Raw genomic sequence first — 19,088 nt, forward strand, 5'->3', positions numbered from 1 at the left:
CAACCCCTGTTTTTCGCGCGCAACGGTGCCTATAACAGTGTCATGATACGATGGGACGGGTCCGATAAGGCTCCCCGGCTGGCGATGGCCGGGAAACGCAACCCCTGGGGCAAGCCCCCCAAAGACGGTGACGGTGAACCCGCCGGCGCGCCTTCCGACGAGCCTCGGGCGGATAAGCCTGCGCCCGACAAACCGTCGGGCCCGCGCAATCCCTGGTTGCCGCCGAGCAACGGTGGCGAGCCGCCGCGCCGTTCGGCCAGCATAGAAGATATTTTCAAGAACCGCGGGCCCGAGGGGCCGCGCCGCGCGAGCAAGTTTGGCGGCGGTCCGGGCGGCCCCGGTTTCCGCATGCCGGAACGGCCGGGCGGCAAGAGCTGGATCCCGCTGATCGTTGCCGCGGTTGTTGGAATCTGGCTGCTCGTCACGAGCACCCATCAGGTCCAGCCGAAGGAACAAGGCATCGTCACCTGGCTGGGCGGCAAATACGCCCGCAGCCTGACCCCGGGGCTGAATTTCACGTTCCCCTGGCCGTTGCAGGAGGTGACGGTCGAGAACGTGTCCGAGATCCGTTCGGTGAAGATCGGCGGCGAGAGCGAGAAGCTGATCCTTACCGGCGACCAGAATCTCGTCGATTTGAGCTACGTCATCCGCTGGAACATCAAGGACCTGAAGCAATTCACCTTCCAGCTCGACGATCCCGAGCTGACCATTCGCGAAGTCGCGGAGAGCGCGATGCGCGCCTCGGTCGCGGAGCAGAACCTCGACAGCGTGGTCTCGGGTGCGGGACGTGCCGCGATTGAAGGCCGCGTCGCCACGCGGATGCAGCAGTTGCTCGACACCTATAACGCGGGCGTCGCGGTCCAGGGCATCGAGATCGAGAAAGCCGATCCGCCTGCCAAGGTGATCGATGCGTTCAAGGACGTGTCCGCCGCACAGCAGGATGCCAACGCCATGCGCAACCGCGCGCGCGCCTATGCTCAGCAGGTTCTGGCCCGCGCGCAGGGTGATGCGGGTGCGTTCAACCGCATTTACGAGGAATACCGGCAGGCCCCCGAAGTGACGCGGCGCCGGCTCTATTACGAAACCATGGAAAGCGTGCTGGGCAAGACCGACAAGACCATCATCGAGGCCGACGGTGTGACACCATACCTTCCCCTTCCCGAAGTGGCCAAGCGCAACCGCGCGCCGGCCCCTGCCGGAAATGATGAGGGAGACCAGTGATGGAATCCATCTGGCACAATTACAAAACCGTGATCATCGCCTTGGTGGTGCTGATAGTGGCCGTGCTGTCCACGCTCATCGTGGTTCCGGAAACGCAGCAGGCCGTCAAGATCCGTACGGGTGAGCCGGTGGCGGTCATCAACCGTTTCCGGCCCAACGTCCCCTTCGGTGAGACGGGCGCGGGCCTGTGGTATCGCATCCCGATCATCGAGCGGGTGCAGTATGTCGATCGCCGCATCATGAATCTCGACATGGAGCCGCAGCAGGTGCTCTCCAACGATCAGCAGCGCCTGCTGGTGGATGCCTACGCCCGTTTCCGGGTGATCGATCCGGTAAGGATGGTGGAACGCGCCGGTAGCGAGGAGAACCTCAAGAACCAGCTTTCGCCGATCCTGTCGTCGACCATCAGGCAGGAACTTGGACGCCGCCCCTTCGCTGCGCTGCTGACGGCGGAACGTGGCAATGCAATGGCGAACATCCGCAACCAGCTTGACCGTCAGGCACGCGAATATGGTGCGCAGATCATCGACGTGCGGATCAAGCGCGCCGATCTTCCCGACGGTAGTCCGTTGGAAACCGCCTTCACCCGGATGCAGACCGATCGTGAGGCCGAGGCCGAAACGATCCGCGCCAGCGGCCGGCGCGATGCGCAGATCATACAGGCCGATGCCGAAGCGGAAGCCGCGTCGACCTATGCCGATGCCTACGGCAAGGACCCGGAATTCTACGATTTCTACCGAGCCATGGAAAGCTATCGCCGCACCTTCGAACAGGGCGAAGGAACCAGCAACATGGTGATCGGCGCGGACAATGAATATCTGCGACAATTCAAGGGCAATCGGTAGCGTCCGGTAACGGCTTGTATCGTGGGCCTGCTCATTCAATTGCGGTTCAGTGCGCCTACCCTTGTAATCGTATCCGCGTGAGCAAATCTGAGTTCGCAAGGCGGCATCGTTTCCGCCGCGCAACAAAATTTGATGGAAGGATCGAGAGGACGTGAAGCCCGTGCGCTATGCTTATGGATTGACCGCCGCCCTCCTGCTGGGTGGCGCCAGCGTGTCCCTGATCACCGGCCACCCCGCCGGGGCTCAGGTGGCCCAGAACGATGCCAGCCAGATGACCCGTGTGGTCCCCCGCGCGGGAGCGCCGGAAAGTTTCGCCGATCTGACGGAACAACTGGCCCCAGCCGTCGTCAACATCTCCACCCGTCAGCGGATCGAGGTGGACCAGCCCAATAATCCGTTCGCCGGAACGCCTTTCGAAGGACTGTTCGGTCAGCGTGGCCGCCAGCCGCAGCAGCCCCAAACGCGCGAGGCGCAATCGCTGGGTTCGGGCTTCATCATTTCCGCCGATGGGTTCGTGGTGACCAACAACCACGTGATCTCCAGCCCCGGCGGGCGCGGAACGGTGGAGGAAATCACCGTCACCATGCCCGATGGCACCGAATATCCCGCCGAACTGGTCGGGGCGGACGCGGCATCCGATCTCGCGGTCCTGAAAGTGTCGGCATCAAAGGCTCTGCCCTTCGTCCATTTTGGAAACTCGGCCGAGGCCCGTGTCGGCGACTGGGTGATGGCGATCGGCAATCCCTTCGGCCTTGGCGGGACGGTGACCAGCGGCATCGTGTCCGCAGTCTACCGCAACACCGGCCAGGGCGGCGCATACGACCGCTATATCCAGACCGATGCCGCCATCAACCGCGGCAATTCGGGTGGTCCCTTGTTCGACATGCAGGGCAATGTCATCGGTATCAACAACGCCATCTTCTCCCCATCGGGGGGCAGCGTGGGCATCGGCTTCGCCATCCCCGCCGAAACCGCCGCTCCGATCGTGGAACAGCTCAAGGCGGGCAAGTCGATCACGCGTGGCTATCTGGGCGTCGGTATCGCGCCGGTGGACGATGATCTTGCCGAATCGCTGGGGCTTCCCCGCAATCGTGGCGAGATCATCCAGACGGTGCAGCCGGGTGAAGCCGCCGAGCAGGCGGGCATCCGCGCGGGCGATATCGTGACCAAGGTGAATGGCCAGGACGTTACCCGCGACCAGACGTTGTCCTTCCTCGTCGCCAATATCGAGCCGGGAACCAGGGTTCCCGTCGAGCTGCTGCGCGATGGCCAGCGTCGCAGCGTGACGGTCACCGTCGGCAAGCGCCCGTCGGAAGAGGCGCTTCGCCAACAGCAGATGTTCAGCGGCGAAGACGACGATGGCTCGGGTATGAGCGACTCCGAGCCCAATGGCGCGGTTCAGGAGCAACTCGGGCTTTCGGTGGTGGAACTGACCCCGCAGATTGCCGCGCAGCTCGGTGCGTCCAGCGATACCAAGGGCGTGGTCATTGCAGGCGTGGACGGATCCGCTGACGCCGCGCGCAAGGGCCTGCAACGCGGCGACATCATCCTGTCGGCCAATTATCGCCAGGTTACCAGCGCGGCGCAGCTGGAAAGTGCGATCCAGCAGGCGAAGGCCGACGATCGCGATGCCCTGCTGCTGCGGATCCAGAGGCGCGGCCAGCCGCCGCGCTATGTGGCAGTCCGCATGCGCTGACACGCTTTTCCGAGCGATTAAACGACAAGACCCCTCCAGCGATGGAGGGGTTTTTCGTATGCGGGGTAGAGCGGGGAGAGCCGGTAATCGCCGACCTGTTCGCTAACGGGGAGGTTGGGTGCCGGTAGGCTGCGGTCGCGGCGGCGTCCTCGGCTGTACCGGCGCGCTCCCCGTCGCGCGATCGAGGAAATCGTCGCTGGCAGCCTGCGGCATGTCCTGGCCCCTGCCCGGCTGCGGGCGCGCGGGCTGTTGTCCGCCGCCCAAGGCATCGTCGAAACCGGGTTGATCCCGGCTGTTGCCGACCTCGTCGGTTCCGCCGGCATCGCCGACCCCGTCGTCTCGGCCGCGTTCGATCAGATTGCCCTGCTCGTCCACGAAGTAGTAATCGTCCGGATTGCCGAACATGGCTTCGTCGTCGGGTTCGATCTGCCATTCCGGCAAGGTCAGCTCCGTTTCGAACTGAGTGACCGGCCGGTCTTTCACCGCATAACGCATGTAGGCGGCAAAGGCGCGCGCCGGCGCCGTGCCGCCCTGAAGCCCTGGGACGACCCTGCTGTCGTCGCGTCCCATCCAGACGCCGGTCGTGATGCCGCTCGAAAAGCCGACGAAATAGCCATCCTTGTTGGAACTGGTGGTGCCGGTCTTCCCCGCGACGGGGCGCCCGATCTGGGCCGCCCGACCCGTGCCGGTGTTGACGGCGGTCTGCAACAGATCGGTGATGCCGGCGGCGACGTAATCGGGGACCAGCTGGATCGGACGGCTGCGCTCGTGCTGGTAGAGCACTTCGCCGCTCGCACTGGTGACTTTTACGATCCCATAGGGCTCGACCGACTGCCCCTTGGCGGACACGGCGGCGAAGGCGCGCACCATGTCGATCAGGCGGACCTCGTTGGAGCCCAGCACCATGGAGGGATAGGTCGAAACCGGTGTGGTTATGCCGAAGCGGCGCGCCATCGAGGCGACTGTTCCGAACCCCACCTCGTTCCCAAGCTGGGCCGCCACCGTGTTGATGGAATAAGCGAAGGCGGTCCGGAGATTGGTTTCCCCCACGTTGCGCCCGCTGGAATTGCGGGGCGTCCAGCCGTCGATGGTGACGGGCGTGTCCACCACGCGGTCTTCCGGTTTGTAGCCCGCCTCGAGTGCGGCGAGATAGACGAACAGCTTCCAGGCCGATCCGGGCTGCCGCTGCGCGGTGACCGCGCGGTTGTAGTTGGTTTCGACGTAATCGGTGCCGCCGACCAGCGCGAGCACGGCGCCGTCGCGATCCATGCTGACCAGCGCGCCCTGCGATCCCTTGGGCGCGTTGGCCTTTACCGCCGCCGTCGCTGCCTGCTGCATTCCGGGATCGATCGTGGTCCATACCTCGATCGGCTCGCTTGTGACGGGCAGCAGGACATCGAGCTGCGGCAGCGCCCAATCGGTGAAATAGCGGACCGAGTTCTGGGCTTTCGCGGCTTTCAATTTGACGGTCGACGGATCGATCTGCGCTTCGGACGCGGTGATGTAGCCCTGATCGCGCATCAACCCCAGCACGACCCCGGCGCGCCCGATTGCCGCATCGACATCGGCGGTGGGCGAGTAATGGCTTGGCGCCTTCACCATGCCGGCGATGATCGCGGCTTCGGGGATCGACAGCTCGGTACCCGGATGGCTGAAGAACGTGCGGCTGGCGGAATCGATGCCATAGGCGCCTCCGCCGAAATAGACCTTGTTGAGATAGAGTTCCAGAATCTGCGCCTTGGTAAACTTGGCCTCCAGCGCCAGCGCCAGGATGCCTTCGCGCAGCTTGCGATCGAGCGAGCGGTTGTTGTTGAGGAAGACATTGCGCGCCAGCTGCTGGGTAATGGTGCTGGTGGCGGAGACGCGCTTGTCACCCGTCATCGCGACATAGACCGCGCGCATCAGGCCCAGCGGATCGACGCCTGGATGCATGTAGAAACGGCGGTCTTCCACAGCGACCATCGCTTCCTTCATTGTCTCCGGGATCTGGCTGGAATCGAGCCATTGGCCGAAGTTGGGCCCCAGTTCCGCGATCTCGCTACCGTCTCGCGCGCGCACCACGATGGTCTGCCCGTTCTGCGTTGCGCGCAGCTGGTAGAAGCTGGGTAGCGAGCGCGCGGCAAAGGCCACCGCGATTCCCACGAACACCGTCGCCAGCAGGGCCAGTACGGCACCCCACAGGAACAGGCGCTTGACCCATTTGCCGAACCCGCCGCCCCCGTCCGCGTCTTCCTCAGCGCGAGCGCGCGCCCGCGCGGCCGCGGTTTTCTGGTGCGTGGTGCGCGAGCGGCGACTGTCCTTGCCTGCCATACCTCAGCCGCCGCTTCTGATCAGTCCTCGGGCTCGAAATCGAGCGCGGCGGAATTGATGCAATAGCGCAGCCCGTTCTCGCCCGGCCCATCGGGGAAGACGTGGCCCAGATGCCCTTCGCAATTGGAACACAGCACTTCGGTACGGATCATGCCGTGGCTGACATCGTGATGTTCCTCCACCGCGTCGCCTTCCGCCGGAGCCGTGAAGCTGGGCCAGCCCGATCCGCTGTCGTATTTCTCGTCGCTCTTGAACAGAAGCTGCCCGCAGGCCGCGCAGTGGTATTCGCCTTCCTGCTTGTTCTTGTCGTACTTGCCGGTGAAGGCGCGTTCGGTGCCTTTTTCGCGGAGCACATGGTATTGTTCGGGGGTCAGCCGCTCGCGCCATTCGGCGTCGGTCATTGCTACCTTGTCGGTCATGGTGTTCGGGTCTCCTTATGCATCGACCAGCGCATAATGCGCCGGGGGCTGGATGCCTTCCATCTTCTCGGCCAGCAGCGGGCGGAAGCTGGGCCGGCTCTTCATCACGGCGTACCAGGTGCGGGACTGTTCGTGCCCCGTCCAGTCGATCCCGCCGAGATAATCCGCCACTGAAATTTGCGCCGCGGCGGTCAGATCCGCCAGACTCAGCATGGGCCCGGCCAGCCAGTTGCGGGTGTCGACGAGCCAGTCGAGATAATAGAGGTGCTCGTGCGCTGCCTTCATCGCTTCGCGCAACATGCGAGAATCCGGGGGCTGGCGGAAGAAGAGCCGCTTCTTCATCTTTTCATTGAGCAGCGGTCCGGTCACGTCGTTGAAGAAGCCCTCGTCGAACAGCGCGATCAGCCGCCTGATCTCTGCGCGTGCAGCGCTGCTGCCGCTCAGCATCGGATTGCGCTCGACCGTTTCTTCCAGATATTCGCAGATCGCCCGGCTGTCTGCCAAGGCCAGATTGCGGCCGCTATCGGCCAGAACCGGCGTCCGGCCCGCATGGTTCAGTCGGCACAATTCCTCGCCCTGCTCCCATGGCAGGGTGCGCACCAGTTCATAGGCGATGTTCTTCTCCGCCATCAGCAGGCGAACCTTGCGGCTGAAGGGGCAGAGAGGGAATTGGTGCAGTTGCCACATTTATGGAACAGCGCCTTGCCGGATCGCCGGGGTAAAATCCATGGCTGGATGCAAAATTCCGGCAAGTATTCGCAATCACTCAGGGCCGTTCGGGCGGCAGGGCCTGCTGGAGCGTTCGGGCCAGCGCTTCCAGCTGCGGAAGAGCGCTGGCGACGGCCTCGCTCATCCCCGCCGTGGCAGTCATCGCCCGTGGCAGATTGCTTTCGATCTCCTGGGGGATGCGGCCGGCATCCGGCGCGATCTTGCGCAGCGTCATGTCCGGATCAATGCCCTCGCGATCCTCTCCGGCGGCCTCTGCCAGCGGAGCGACGAGGGGGGCCAGCGGCAGGTCGAGCAGGACTTCCGTCATCACGCCGAGCGATCGCGCCAGCGCTTCCTGCCGGGCGGGGTCGGTCAGCGCCTGTTTCGCACGAGCCAGGTCGCTTCCGGTCGCGCTGCCGGAGGTTTGTGCCAAGGCCGGGCTCGCAAGCGGCAGCAGGGCGACTAGCAGGATCGGATAACGCATCGGGATTTCCCTCGCTAAAAGCGACAGTTCGATAGGCCTGCGGGAATGAATGGGCCGTGAAAGCTAGAGCCCGGCGGCAACAAGCATATCGAGACAGGTCGGCATCACGGCGGCGAGTTCATCCTGCTCGCGCAGAGAGGCCGCGCTGCTGGTCAAAGCGTCGCGCAATTGCGCGCGGGAAAGACCGGTCTCGTCCATCACCTTGGCCGACACCCGCACGAAGAATTCACGCCCGCGTTCGGCCAGGGGCGGATAGGCCAGGGCGGCTGCATCGCCGGCGGCCTGCTTTTGGGCGGTCGTGGCCAGGGCTGCCGAACAGGTGAGTGCAAGTTGTTGCTGCGTATTGAGCTGCGGCGCGACGTCCGTTGCGGGAGCTGCGGCAGTGGCAAGCGCCAGGCTGGCGAGAAATGCGATCATGCCGGCAGCATAGGCCCGCCATTCTGAACGACAACCTACCCTTGAAGCCGCCACGCCCGCCATCTAGGCCCGCATCAGATACACGGAGATTCGAATTCATGAAAACCAGAGCCGCCGTCGCCTTCGAAGCCAAGCAGCCGCTCGAGATCGTCGAGCTGGATCTCGAGGGGCCCAAGGCTGGCGAGGTCCTGGTGGAGATCAAGGCGACCGGTATCTGCCACACTGATGCCTACACGCTCGACGGGTTGGACAGCGAAGGGCTGTTTCCGAGCATTCTGGGCCATGAAGGTTGCGGCGTGGTGCGCGAGGTGGGTGCCGGCGTCACCAGCGTAAAGCCGGGGGACCACGTGATCCCGCTCTACACGCCCGAATGCCGCCAGTGCAAAATGTGCCTGTCGGGCAAGACCAATCTGTGCAGCGCGATCCGCGAAACGCAGGGGAAGGGGCTGATGCCGGACGGGACCAGCCGGTTCAGCTACAAGGGGCAGATGATCCATCACTACATGGGTTGCTCCACCTTCTCCAACTACACCGTTCTGCCAGAGATCGCGGTCGCCAAGATTCGAGAGGACGCGCCCTTCCACACCAGCTGCTACATCGGCTGTGGGGTGACGACCGGCGTTGGCGCGGTGGTGAATACGGCCGATGTGCGGCCGGGCGACAATGTGGTGGTCTTCGGCCTCGGCGGGATCGGGCTCAACGTGATCCAGGGCGCGCGCATGGCGGGTGCCGACCGGATCGTGGGCGTCGACATCAATCCCGACAAGAAGCCCTATGCCGAACATTTCGGAATGACCGATTTCGTGAATCCGAAGGACGTGGACGATGTGGTCGCCCACCTCGTCCAGATGCTCGATGGCGGTGCGGATTACAGCTTCGACTGCACCGGCAATACCGAAGTGATGCGGCAAGCCCTGGAATGCTGCCACAAGGGCTGGGGCACCAGCATCATCATCGGCGTTGCGGAAGCGGGAAAGACCATCGAGACGCGGCCGTTCCAGCTGGTAACCGGCCGCAACTGGCGCGGCACGGCCTTCGGCGGGGCCAAGGGCCGGACCGACGTGCCCAAGATCGTCGACTGGTACATGGACGGCAAGATCCAGATCGACCCGATGATCACCCACGTTCTGAAACTGGAAGAAATCAACAAGGGTTTCGACCTGATGCACAGCGGCGAGAGCATTCGAAGCGTAGTCGTTTACGACTGATGGGTGGGGTGGTGAGCCTCGCCGAGAAATTCGGCACATTCAGCGAGTGCTGGGCACCGCGCATCGTCGCGCGTTACGAAGGGCACGAAGTGCGGATCGCCCGGCTGGAAGGCGCCTTCGACTGGCACGCCCATGACCATGATGAATTGTTCCTGGTCGTGGAAGGGACATTGACGATCGAGATGCGCGACCGGATCGAAATCCTGGGCGAGGGAGAACTGATCGTGATCCCAGCCGGGACCGAACACCGCCCGGTCGCGGATGCGGGCGAGGTGAAGGCGCTGCTGATCGATCCGGCCCACAGTCCCAACACCGGCAACACCTTCATGCTGACCCAGCCGATCGACGACGAGGCGGCGACCTGCGCAAACGGGATGACGATCGGCTTCAAGTGCAATTCGCCCGAACAGGTGAAGGAACTGCACGACGTTGCGGTCGCGAACGGCGCGACCAGCATAGAGGGTCCTCCCGGGCCGCGCGATGCAGGCGCGCTGGGCACGATGCATCTGTCCTATTTCCGCGACCTCGACGGTCACAAGATCTGCGGCATCCATCGCGAGGCCTGAACCCATGAAAACGCTAAGCCGCAATCGCTCGCATGGCGGCGTTCAGGGCGTCTATTCGCATCCCTCGCGGGAAACCGGGACGGAGATGACCTTTTCGGTATTCGTCCCACCGCAGGCCGCCGAACTCGGTGACGGTGCGACGCTGCCGGTGCTGTGGTATCTGTCCGGCCTCACATGCACCCACGCCAACGTTACCGAGAAGGGCGAATATCGCGCCGCTTGCGCGGAACATGGAATCATCTTCGTCGCGCCGGATACCAGTCCGCGCGGCGACGAGGTGCCGGATGCCGAGGATGAATATGATTTCGGCAAGGGGGCCGGCTTCTACGTCGATGCGACGCAGGACCCTTGGTCTAAGCATTACCGGATGCGCAGTTATATTGAGGACGAGCTGCCTCGGCTGATCGGCGAGCATTTTTCCGCAGATATGGCGCGCCAGGCGATCACGGGCCATTCCATGGGCGGCCACGGCGCGCTTACGATCGGCCTGCGCAACCCGGATCGCTTCCGTTCGATCAGTGCCTTTTCCCCCATCGTTGCCCCATCACAGGTGCCTTGGGGTGAAAAAGCACTCGGCCGATATCTGGGCGAGGATCGCGACGTTTGGAGACAATATGACGCGGTCGCGCTGATCGAAGACGGGGCATGCGTTGCGGACCTGCTCGTGGACCAGGGCATGGCCGACCAGTTTCTGGTCGAACAGCTACGCCCGCACCTGTTGGCCGAAGCGTGCGAGGCGGCGGGTATCGCAGCGGATGTTCGTCTGCACGAAGGCTACGACCACTCCTACTACTTCATATCGACCTTCATGGCCGATCATATCGCCTGGCATGCCGAGCGACTGAATAACTGAGGCTACTTCTGCTCCAGAAGCTTGGTGCCCTGCTTGCGGATCGCGCCGGCCACCATGGGCTCCACGAACGACAGGGCGGGGGGCAGGTCGATCTCGAAGACGACCTGATGGTCCTCGATCAGCACGCGTCCCTCGATCCCCTGACCCATCGCGCGCACGCCCAGCTGCATGGTATCTTCGTCAGGCCAGCTGGTGGTCACATCGGCCATGCCACCGGGCACGAAATTGGCGATCTCATGCGTACGGGAAGAAAGCCTTCGGCGCACCTCTTCCTTGGGGAGATCGTGACTTATCGGAACGCGCATCAATCGTCTCCCCGGTCCTTGTGTTCGAGCTGCGGCGCTGCGTCGCCACCGCTACCGAATTTGTAGTCCAGAAAGCGGTGCTTGATGGCAAGGTCGTCCAGAGATCCTTCTGCCAGCTGCCGCGTGATCGAATCGATTTCGCCGCTGATGGTCGAAAGGCTTTCGGTCAGTTGCTGGTCTGGGGAGGAGCCGCCGCGTTCCTCGCGCCGCATCTGCGCCGGAATCCGGCGATAGCTGTCGATCATTTCGGGCAATTGTTCGCCGATCAGGCTGCGGATTTCGCGCGCCTTGGGGTGGTTCTGCTCAACACCTTCGAGCTGCATGCCGAGACCATCGAGTTGCACGCCCAGCTTGTCGACCAGGTTTGCGGCGGGTGGCGGCAGAGCGGGACGCTGCGCCTCCAGCCATAATTCGGTCCGCCCGACCAGCCGCTGGACATCGTCGCCTTTGGTCAGATCGGCGCGGGTCGGGGTCTTGAGGCGGGGAAAACTGCCGAAAACCCCGATGGCGACGATTGTGGCAATAAGCACCGCGACGACGCCGAGAATGCCGATGCCGTTGACGATCGCGCCAATGACGCCGCTCGCCACCCAAATCGCGAAGACCGCCAGGATCACGTTGCGAATGCGCTTGGTGAGATTGGACCGCTTTATCCGCGCCGAACCCTGCCCGATCGAGGAGGTGCGGCGATGCCGGCCCCCTTCGCGGTTGTCGCGCACGAGCGCACGGCTCTCGCTGAGGATACGGTCGCTGTCTCGGGTCAGATCGGGCATCTCACTCCGCCGTCAGCAGGCTGGATTCGCTCATCTGTTTCGATGCCTGCGCCTGCCCCTCGGCCCGAGCGATGTAGCCCTTGGATTTTTCCACTTCGTCGGACAGCAGACCCACGGTCTGCTTCATGGAGTCGAGCGCTTTCAGCTTGAAGCTGTCCACCTCGTCCATGGTGTCGTAGATGTTCTGGAACGCGCGTTGCAGCGTTTCGAGCGGGATGGTGCTTTCCGCAGCCTGCTGATGGATCTTCGCCGTCTGGTCGCGCAGCAGCGTACCGGTTGAATCGATGATCCCGGCCGTGGTGTCATTGAGGGCCGTGATCTGCCCGAGCACCAGCCTCTGGTTGGTCATCGCTTCGGCAACGGTAACCGCCGTGCGCAGCGCGCTGACCGTGGTGGTGCTGGCCCGATCGACCCCCTTCACCAGTTCGACATTGTTCTTCTTCACCAGATCGAGCGCGAGGTAGCCCTGTACGCTGACTGCCATCTGCGTCAGCAGATCCTGCGTGCGCTGGCGGACGTAGAACAATGCGGTTTCGCGGATCGCCTTTGCCTTGGCGGGATCGGTCGCATCGAGTTCGGCCGCCTTGTCTTCCAGCTTGGCATCCAGCGCCTTCGAGATGTGGATCATCTGCTCCAGATTGCCCATCGCTTCCCACAGCTTGGTCCGCTCCACATCGATTGCGGCATTGTCCATCAGCAACTCGTCTTTCCCGCTCGCGAGATTGCCGAGGATGCCTTGGATGTGACCCTGCGCGCTCTGGTAGCTGCGGAAGTAGCTGTTGAGCTTGTTGCCGAAGGGGATGATGCCAAGGATCTTGCGCCCCTTGGACAGTTTTCCGCGTTTGCCCGGGTCCAGGTCTTCCACGATGCTGCGCAGTTCGGCCAGATCCTTGCCGACGCCGGCATCCTTGTCCATGGCGCGGACCGGCCGGTCCAGGAAGCGGTTGGACATCCCCGCTGCCTGGGCGATCTCCTTGCGGCCCATGTTGGTCAACTGATCGACCTTCTTTCCGAATTCGGGCGAATTCGCGTCCACCGCGACCAGTTCGTCCACAAAGGAATCGACCTTGGTCTGAAGCTTCGACTTCACCTCTTCGGAGACGGGCACGAGGCCCGCCGCTTTTTCCGCGGCAACCTGAGGCACCGGATCGGGCGCCACCAGGTTGAGATCGGTCGCAGTCGCCGTGGCGACCTTGCTGGCGGGGCTAGTCTGGTTCTCACTCATGGCGGCGTCACACTCTCCCGTCATTGGCCGAAGGGCCACATTCCTGTATTAGCTATCTAAGACACGATCTTCAAGGCGAGCCCATTCTCGATCGACCTAGGTCTTTTCTAATTCCGCAAAGCGGTGATAGGAAGTGTCGCGATCGTCGAAAATATCCATTTAGGACGGGAGATTGGACCAGCAGTGACCGGGGGGCTCCCACATTCCTATCACAGAGAATCGGGCGATGTGCTCGATGCCGTCCTGTCGAACAGCCGGGATTCCATCCTGCTGCTCACGGTGGGAGGATCGATCGAATATGCCAGCGGCGGCGCCGCAGCCCTGCTCGGGTGCCCGAAACTCGAAAAAGCGCTCGGCACACCGTGGCTTGATTATTGGCCCGTCGAAGCGCGAGACAGTGTCAGGCAAGCCGTAGATGCCGCGGGCGAGGGCCGGCGCGTGGAATTTACTGCTGCCACCCGGTCCGGTGGAGAGGAAGGGTGCTGGTGGGACGTCGCCATTTCGCCGGTCCGTGATTCGAGCGATGCGATTACCCACCTTCTGGCCGTAGCGACTGACGTAACCGGGCGCCGACGTGTGGTGCGCGACGAACGCCGACGGCGGGAAGAAGCCGAGCGAAATGCGTCCCGCGCCGGCGACGTAGCACGCGAAATGCGGCACCGGCTCAAGAACCAGCTCGCCGTCATCGGTGCGGTCGCCAAACTACTGGCGCGGCATACCCATGATGCGAAGGATTTGGCGAAGAAGTTGGAGGACAAGCTGATCTCGCTTGCTCGCGCCCAGGACATTCTGTTCTTCGCAGGCGACGATACCTTCAGCGCCGAGAAGGCGGTAAAGGAGGTTCTGAACGCGAGCGGGGCGGGGGACCAAGTGACCGTCGCCGACATCCCCGAAGTTCCTTTGCCGCAAGAGGCCGTCCAGCAGATCGCACTGATTTTGGGCGAGTTGCAGACCAATGCGCTAAAATACGGGGCGCTTTCCCAGGGCGGGGGGCGGATCGAACTTTCGGGCCGAATGACTGATGGCGTCCTGCAACTGATCTGGCGCGAACATTGCGCCGGTATTATTGCGCCTTCAGGAGCCGAAAACGGCGGAATTCTGCTGGTGAAACGATTGGGGTCGGCGGGTCAGAGCAGGCCCGACATAACCTGGCACGAGGACGGCATACAGGTGACCTTCTACGTTCGCACGGAAAATTAGTCCGAATTCAGTAGCTGTTCCACCGTGGTCAGTATTGCATGATCCGCCGCGGGCTTTTCGAGAAAGACGAATTCGATAAAGTCATCGGGAAGGGAGCCAGGGTGTTCGGCACTGACGAAGACCAGGGGAATGCGATGACCCTTCAGTTCCCGCGCGAGCGGCCAGACGTAGTCTCCGCCCAGGTCGATATCCAGCACGGCTCCGTCGAGGTCGTTCTCGCGCGCCAATTGCAGCCCGGTCATCAGATCGAGGGCAGGCCCGATGACCTCCGCCCCGTGATCGCAAAAGATGTCGTGGATATTGTAAGCGAGGGCTGGGTTGTCCTCGACAATCAACACGCGTTTTCCTGGCAGCCCCTTGGACACGGCTTCCTCTCAAAAACGTGACCCTATGTTGCGGTGCAACACCGCTTTGGTAAATTCGTTCCCCAAAACGACTCTGCGGCGGAAGGTCAGGCGGCTTCCATCAACTTTATGGGCTCGATCTCGCCTGCCAGATAGAGCCGCTTCGCCTTGGCACGACTGAGCTTGCCTGAACTGGTTCGTGGCAATGTGCGCGGCGGAACCAGTTCCACCACGCAGGCCATGCCGGTGACGGAACGGACTTTGTCCGAAATCTGGTCGCGAAGCTTCACCCGCTCTTCCGGATCGGAAACGCGACAATGCACCAGCACGGCCGGCGCTTCTTCACCGTTTTCGGTTTCGATGGAGAAGGCAGCGATATCGCCGTGATTGAAGCCGGGAAGCTGCTCGACCGCCCATTCGATATCTTGCGGCCAATGGTTCTTGCCGTTGATGATGATCATGTCCTTCGCCCGCCCGACAATGAACAGATAGCCATCGGCCATGTAACCCATATCGCCGGTGTCCAGCCAGCCATCGACCAGGCAATCATTGGTCGCTTCCTCGTTACGGAAGTAGCTGTGCATCACACTCTTGCCACGGCACCAGACCTTGCCGATCTGATGATCGCCCCTTCGACTTTGGTTCTCGCCATGGATCTCGATTTCCATGCCGGGCAGCGCCTTGCCGCAATTGACGATCGCGCGATAGCGGGCCGGGCGATCGAGGTTGCGCGGCTGGCCCGAAAGACGCTCTTCCTCCACCAGCTCGACGCGAATTCCCTCACCCGGGGGCATCACGGTCACCGCCAGGGTCGCCTCCGCCAATCCGTAGGATGGGGTGAAGGCGCTGGCCTTGAAACCCGCTTCGGCAAAGGCATTGACGAAGTGTTGCATCACGTCGGGGCGGATCATGTCGGCGCCATTGCCCGCTGTCCGCCAGCGCGACAGGTCGAAGCGTTCGCTCACATTGCTTTGGCTGGAGATACGGCGCGCGCAGATATCGTACCCAAAAGTCGGCGAATAGCTGAGCGAATTGCCTGGATTGCGGCTGATGAGATCGAGCCAGGCCAGGGGCCGCCGTGCGAAATGCTCCGTGCGCAGATAATCGCAGCTCACCTGATTGGAGATCAGCGAAAGGAAGCATCCCACCAGGCCCATGTCGTGATACCAGGGCAGCCAGCTGACCACCCGATCATTGGTGCCCAGGTTAACGCCCTCGGCATGACCACGCAGGTTATGGAGCAGCGCCTCGTGCGTTACCGCAACGCCGGTGGGAAAGCGGGTCGATCCGCTCGAGTATTGGAGATAGCAGATATCGCTCGGTTTCGCCTCGGGCAGAGCGGCCTCCGGTGCCTCGCGTTCGCCGAAGCTCTCCCAGCTTTCGCCCATGCAGCCCTGTTTCTCGGCGGCGACAGAAGCCATCTCGGCGATCTCCGCGGGATAGAGCAGGATTTTCGGGTCGCAGCTCTGCAGTTGGACCCCGAGCTGCTCGATATAGTTTTCCTTGCCCCCAAATGTGGTAGGCAAGGGGAGCGGCACCGGCCATGCTCCTGCGTAGACACAGGCACAGAACAATGCGGCAAAATCGGGCCCGGTCTGCGCAACCAGCGCGACCCGGTCTTCCTTTTCGATACCGGCGGCGATCAGGCGATAGGCCATGGCCAGCGCGTCGTCGCGCATTTCCCGAAAGGGGTAGGGGCGCTCCAAGGCGCCGCGCATATCGTGAAAATTAAGACCTTTTTCGCTGCGCGCGGCATAATCTATGGCCTCGTTCAGCGTCGCGAAGTCCGATCTGCGTCGCGGCAGCGGGCAGTCATTTGGCGTCGGCGTCAAGGCGGCGTCGGTCATAGCTTAGGCGAAACCCATTTTCTGTCAGAAACTTGTGGCATACCCGCTCCCCAAAAAACTGCCCGCTTTTTTGTTGCAGGTCCTCAAACTTTCCCATTTGATAACGACTATGGCACTAATATGGCAATGAAACCGTCATAAACAGCAATGGAAAACGCCAGACCGTCTGAACGACGCCGTAACGAAAAGGCGAAGCGAGCCCTCGATGCGGATGGGCTGCGAGAGCTCGCGCTGTCCTATGTCGCGCGCTATGCCACATCGTCTGGCCGCCTGCGTCGATATTGTCAGCGCAAGCTTCGTGAGCGCGGCCATATCGGCGAGGAAGAGGGCGCCGCGCCGCCCGATGTCGAGTCTCTCGTGGCCGATTTCGTGTCGCGCGGGTTCGTGGACGATGCCGGTTTCGCACAAATGCGACAGGACGGCCTGCTTCGCCGCGGCTATGGCAGCCGCCGAGTCGAGGCGACGCTGCGAGGCGACGGGATTTCGGATGACCTGCGCACGGCAATCGAGCCGGGCGTTGCCAATATGCGCGAGGCGGCGGTGGCTTACGCCCGCAGGCGGCGGTTCGGCCCCTTTGCGCGGGACACCGCCATTGTGGATGAACCGCGTCGGCAAAAGCATCTTTCTGCCATGATGCGGGCAGGCCATTCCCATGGCGATGCTATCTTCGTGCTCAAAGCCCGCGATGCCGAGACATTGGTTTCTTGGGTGGAGGAAGCGCTGGAGGATGAATGAGGAGGACGCCGTTGGCGGCGGCGCTGTGCTCGCGATCACGACGCAGTAGGTGCCTCTGGTGTTTCGGGTCGAAGTCGCAACCACCACCGAAATGAAGCCTATCATATCGCGAGGCCCGGCAATCGCGGCGCTGGGATTGCCCGCAGTTTTCACCGTGGGATTGGAATAGATACCGGGTCGGCGGGGACTTGGTAGGTCGAAAACGCGCGATCGCATTCGGGCGCTTTTCCTGACGCCCCGCTTGGGCTAGGCGCAGTTGCATGAGCATCCTGGGAAAGATCTTCACTTGGTGGGACGGCGCGACCATCGGCACCGAGCTGTTCAGTTGGCGCAACGGTGAGAAAGTGGGCACCGATTCGCAGGGCAACGCCTATTTTCGATCAAAGAAGAAAACCGGGGACGGACGCGAACGCCGTTGGGTGATCTACAGCGGTTCCAATGATGCGAGCCGTGTTCCGGCCGAATGGCATGGCTGGTTGCACGGGTCGTTTGATGGCGTGCCGGAGAGCAATTTGCCCCCGCCGCGCATCTGGGAAGCCGATTATTCCCCTAATGCGACGGGAACACCCAAGGCTTATCGCCCGGCGGGCGCCCTGGAGAGCGGCGGCAAGCGCGCGGCGGCGACGGGGGATTACGAAGCCTGGTCGCCGGACGCCTGAACTGCGTGCGCATATTCGTTACCCTGTTGGCGCTGACGGTTGCGGCTTGTTCGAAGGAACCGCCGCCACCCGAGCCGGTCGAAACCGCCATTCCGGAGGAATTGCGCCAGACGCCGCCGGCCGTACCACCCGGCGGTGCAAGTATCGGTACGCCGATGAAGGATCGGGTGGCCACGCTCGGTCTGCTCAACAAGCGCAATAACCTTTCGCAGGATATCGAGCTGAAACCGGGCGAGGCGCGCCGGGTGGGTGACGTGATCGTCCGGCTTCAGGCCTGTGAACGCACGGCCCCGTGGGAAATGCCGCAGGAAACCGGCGCCTTCGCCCAGGTCTGGGTCAAGCGGCCGCGCGGGCAGGACGGGTTCGAAAAGATCTTTTCCGGATGGCTGTTCAAACAGTCGCCGAGCGCCAATGTTGTGGAACATCCGGTCTACGATGTCTGGGTCAAGGACTGCGCGATGAGCTTTCCCGGCGAAGAGGCATCGCCAACGAGTGAACCGAACGCCTGAGGTAGGGTGGAGGCGGGCTTCCCGCGCGCAATATGCACGCGGCGGAGATATTCTGCTTGGGCAATCGGGATCGCTCCCATGCTGGCCAGGTGGTCCGTCATGAACTGGCAGTCGAGAAGTTCAAAGCCGGCCCGCTTCATCGTCGCCGCGAGCGCCGCCAGCGCCGCCTTGCTGGCATCGGTAGCCCGGCTGAACATGCTTTCGCCGCAGAACACCCGGTCGAACGAAACACCGTATAGCCCTCCGACCAAGACATCTTGACCCAAATCGTCCTCCTGCCAGCATTCGATCGAATGCGCCGCGCCTTCCAAATGGAGCATTCGGTAGCTGGCCTCGATCCGATGGCTGATCCAGCTTTCGGCGTGCTCCTCGCGCGGGGCGGCGCAGGCCGCGATCACCTCGCCGAAGGCTTCGTCGCAACTGATGCGGAAGCGGCCCTGCCGCAAGGTCTTGCGCAGGCTGCGGGATAGACGGAAGCCCTCCAGCGGAATGACAGCCCGCTCGCGCGGCTCGACCCAGTAGACGTCCGGATCGTCCCGGTGGTCCGCCATCGGAAAGATGCCGCTGCGATAGGCGAGCAGAAGCAGCTCGGACGGAATTGGTTCTGGCGGTCGGACGGGTGCATGCATGGCAGGCAGCTCCATAACAGCTGGGGCGGGTTTTGACATTGGCTTGCCAAGCCGGGCGGCGGATTGTAGGAGCGCGGCCTGCTGCAGGGGTGTAGCTCAGCTGGTAGAGCATCGGTCTCCAAAACCGAGGGCCAC

General features: G+C 62.8%; 21 protein-coding genes. 10 read left to right on the forward strand and 11 right to left on the reverse strand.

Annotated elements, in window-relative coordinates; all coding sequences use genetic code 11:
- Positions 1 to 84 precede the first annotated feature (84 nt).
- The 3 genes from hflK to ACFDTG_RS00675 all read left to right on the forward strand — a co-directional run bounded on the left by hflK (position 85) and on the right by ACFDTG_RS00675 (position 3,762).
- Positions 85 to 1,221, forward strand: a complete 1,137-nt coding sequence (gene hflK / locus ACFDTG_RS00665) for a protease modulator HflK (RefSeq protein ID WP_375289145.1) — start codon at positions 85 to 87, stop codon at positions 1,219 to 1,221.
- Positions 1,221 to 2,066: a protease modulator HflC gene (gene hflC / locus ACFDTG_RS00670; protein ID WP_375289146.1), complete on the forward strand. Its 846-nt coding sequence runs from the start codon at positions 1,221 to 1,223 to the stop codon at positions 2,064 to 2,066. Before hflK ends, hflC begins: the two co-directional genes overlap by 1 nt.
- 160 nt (positions 2,067 to 2,226) lie before the next feature.
- Entirely contained in the window at positions 2,227 to 3,762 is a 1,536-nt protein-coding gene (locus ACFDTG_RS00675; RefSeq protein ID WP_375289168.1) for a Do family serine endopeptidase, read from the forward strand.
- Positions 3,763 to 3,864: 102 nt separating this feature from the next.
- On the opposite strand, the gene ACFDTG_RS00680 is transcribed toward ACFDTG_RS00675, so the two are convergent.
- From ACFDTG_RS00680 to ACFDTG_RS00700, 5 genes are all read right to left on the reverse strand, one after another.
- Positions 3,865 to 6,072, reverse strand: a complete 2,208-nt coding sequence (locus ACFDTG_RS00680; protein ID WP_375289147.1) for a transglycosylase domain-containing protein — start codon at positions 6,070 to 6,072, stop codon at positions 3,865 to 3,867.
- A gap of 20 nt (positions 6,073 to 6,092) precedes the next feature.
- Positions 6,093 to 6,491, reverse strand: coding sequence for a peptide-methionine (R)-S-oxide reductase MsrB (gene msrB, locus ACFDTG_RS00685; RefSeq protein ID WP_375289148.1), 399 nt, complete (start codon positions 6,489 to 6,491; stop codon positions 6,093 to 6,095).
- A 15-nt stretch (positions 6,492 to 6,506) separates the two neighbouring features.
- Entirely contained in the window at positions 6,507 to 7,178 is a 672-nt protein-coding gene (locus tag ACFDTG_RS00690; RefSeq protein ID WP_375289149.1) for a glutathione S-transferase family protein, read from the reverse strand.
- A 79-nt stretch (positions 7,179 to 7,257) separates the two neighbouring features.
- Positions 7,258 to 7,683, reverse strand: coding sequence for a hypothetical protein (locus ACFDTG_RS00695; RefSeq protein ID WP_375289150.1), 426 nt, complete (start codon positions 7,681 to 7,683; stop codon positions 7,258 to 7,260).
- A 63-nt stretch (positions 7,684 to 7,746) separates the two neighbouring features.
- Complete coding sequence (locus ACFDTG_RS00700) at positions 7,747 to 8,100, reverse strand: hypothetical protein (protein ID WP_375289151.1); 354 nt, start codon at positions 8,098 to 8,100, stop codon at positions 7,747 to 7,749.
- A gap of 98 nt (positions 8,101 to 8,198) precedes the next feature.
- Here ACFDTG_RS00700 and ACFDTG_RS00705 point away from each other — a divergent pair, with 98 nt between their 5' ends.
- Genes ACFDTG_RS00705 through fghA form a run of 3 tightly spaced genes read left to right on the forward strand, consistent with a single transcriptional unit; the run spans position 8,199 to position 10,727 of the window.
- Positions 8,199 to 9,308, forward strand: coding sequence for an S-(hydroxymethyl)glutathione dehydrogenase/class III alcohol dehydrogenase (locus ACFDTG_RS00705; RefSeq protein ID WP_375289152.1), 1,110 nt, complete (start codon positions 8,199 to 8,201; stop codon positions 9,306 to 9,308).
- A gap of 11 nt (positions 9,309 to 9,319) precedes the next feature.
- Complete coding sequence (locus ACFDTG_RS00710) at positions 9,320 to 9,874, forward strand: cupin domain-containing protein (protein ID WP_375289153.1); 555 nt, start codon at positions 9,320 to 9,322, stop codon at positions 9,872 to 9,874.
- Positions 9,875 to 9,878: 4 nt separating this feature from the next.
- On the forward strand, positions 9,879 to 10,727 hold the full coding sequence (gene fghA / locus ACFDTG_RS00715) for an S-formylglutathione hydrolase (RefSeq protein WP_375289154.1): 849 nt from the start codon (positions 9,879 to 9,881) through the stop codon (positions 10,725 to 10,727).
- 2 nt (positions 10,728 to 10,729) lie between these two features.
- Here fghA and ACFDTG_RS00720 read toward each other — a convergent pair whose 3' ends face one another.
- From ACFDTG_RS00720 to ACFDTG_RS00730, 3 genes are read right to left on the reverse strand one after another with little or no spacing between them, the layout of a single operon-like run.
- Positions 10,730 to 11,032, reverse strand: coding sequence for a polyhydroxyalkanoic acid system family protein (locus ACFDTG_RS00720; RefSeq protein WP_375289155.1), 303 nt, complete (start codon positions 11,030 to 11,032; stop codon positions 10,730 to 10,732).
- Positions 11,032 to 11,805, reverse strand: a complete 774-nt coding sequence (locus ACFDTG_RS00725; protein WP_375289156.1) for a hypothetical protein — start codon at positions 11,803 to 11,805, stop codon at positions 11,032 to 11,034. Before ACFDTG_RS00725 ends, ACFDTG_RS00720 begins: the two co-directional genes overlap by 1 nt.
- 1 nt (position 11,806) lies before the next feature.
- Positions 11,807 to 13,030 carry a toxic anion resistance protein gene (locus ACFDTG_RS00730; protein WP_375289157.1) on the reverse strand — a complete coding sequence of 408 codons (1,224 nt, stop codon included), beginning with the start codon at positions 13,028 to 13,030 and terminating at the stop codon, positions 11,807 to 11,809.
- A 183-nt stretch (positions 13,031 to 13,213) separates the two neighbouring features.
- Between ACFDTG_RS00730 and ACFDTG_RS00735 the strand changes: the two genes are divergently transcribed.
- A complete protein-coding gene (locus tag ACFDTG_RS00735; protein WP_375289158.1) occupies positions 13,214 to 14,230 on the forward strand; it encodes a sensor histidine kinase in 1,017 nt (338 codons plus the stop codon).
- On the opposite strand, the gene ACFDTG_RS00740 is transcribed toward ACFDTG_RS00735, so the two are convergent.
- Positions 14,227 to 14,568, reverse strand: a complete 342-nt coding sequence (locus tag ACFDTG_RS00740) for a hypothetical protein (RefSeq protein ID WP_375289159.1) — start codon at positions 14,566 to 14,568, stop codon at positions 14,227 to 14,229. The genes ACFDTG_RS00735 and ACFDTG_RS00740 overlap by 4 nt on opposite strands.
- A gap of 113 nt (positions 14,569 to 14,681) precedes the next feature.
- The gene (locus ACFDTG_RS00745; protein WP_375289160.1) at positions 14,682 to 16,421 is read right to left on the reverse strand and encodes a fatty acyl-AMP ligase; all 1,740 of its coding nucleotides are present in this window, start codon (positions 16,419 to 16,421) and stop codon (positions 14,682 to 14,684) included.
- A 147-nt stretch (positions 16,422 to 16,568) separates the two neighbouring features.
- Between ACFDTG_RS00745 and ACFDTG_RS00750 the strand changes: the two genes are divergently transcribed.
- The 3 genes from ACFDTG_RS00750 (at position 16,569) to ACFDTG_RS00760 (ending at position 18,324) form a co-directional block, all read left to right on the forward strand.
- Positions 16,569 to 17,156 (forward strand): hypothetical protein, encoded by a 588-nt coding sequence (locus ACFDTG_RS00750; RefSeq protein WP_375289161.1) that lies wholly within the window; start codon positions 16,569 to 16,571, stop codon positions 17,154 to 17,156.
- 260 nt (positions 17,157 to 17,416) lie between these two features.
- A complete protein-coding gene (locus ACFDTG_RS00755; RefSeq protein WP_375289162.1) occupies positions 17,417 to 17,815 on the forward strand; it encodes an NADH:ubiquinone oxidoreductase subunit NDUFA12 in 399 nt (132 codons plus the stop codon).
- Between the two features lie 5 nt (positions 17,816 to 17,820).
- Positions 17,821 to 18,324, forward strand: a complete 504-nt coding sequence (locus tag ACFDTG_RS00760; RefSeq protein WP_375289163.1) for a DUF2155 domain-containing protein — start codon at positions 17,821 to 17,823, stop codon at positions 18,322 to 18,324.
- Here the strand turns inward: ACFDTG_RS00760 and aat are convergent.
- The gene (gene aat, locus ACFDTG_RS00765; RefSeq protein ID WP_375289164.1) at positions 18,246 to 18,953 is read right to left on the reverse strand and encodes a leucyl/phenylalanyl-tRNA--protein transferase; all 708 of its coding nucleotides are present in this window, start codon (positions 18,951 to 18,953) and stop codon (positions 18,246 to 18,248) included. The genes ACFDTG_RS00760 and aat overlap by 79 nt on opposite strands.
- Positions 18,954 to 19,088: the final 135 nt, after the last annotated feature.

Origin of the sequence: Qipengyuania sp., assembly GCF_042095715.1 — a bacterium.
Classification (GTDB): domain Bacteria; phylum Pseudomonadota; class Alphaproteobacteria; order Sphingomonadales; family Sphingomonadaceae; genus Qipengyuania.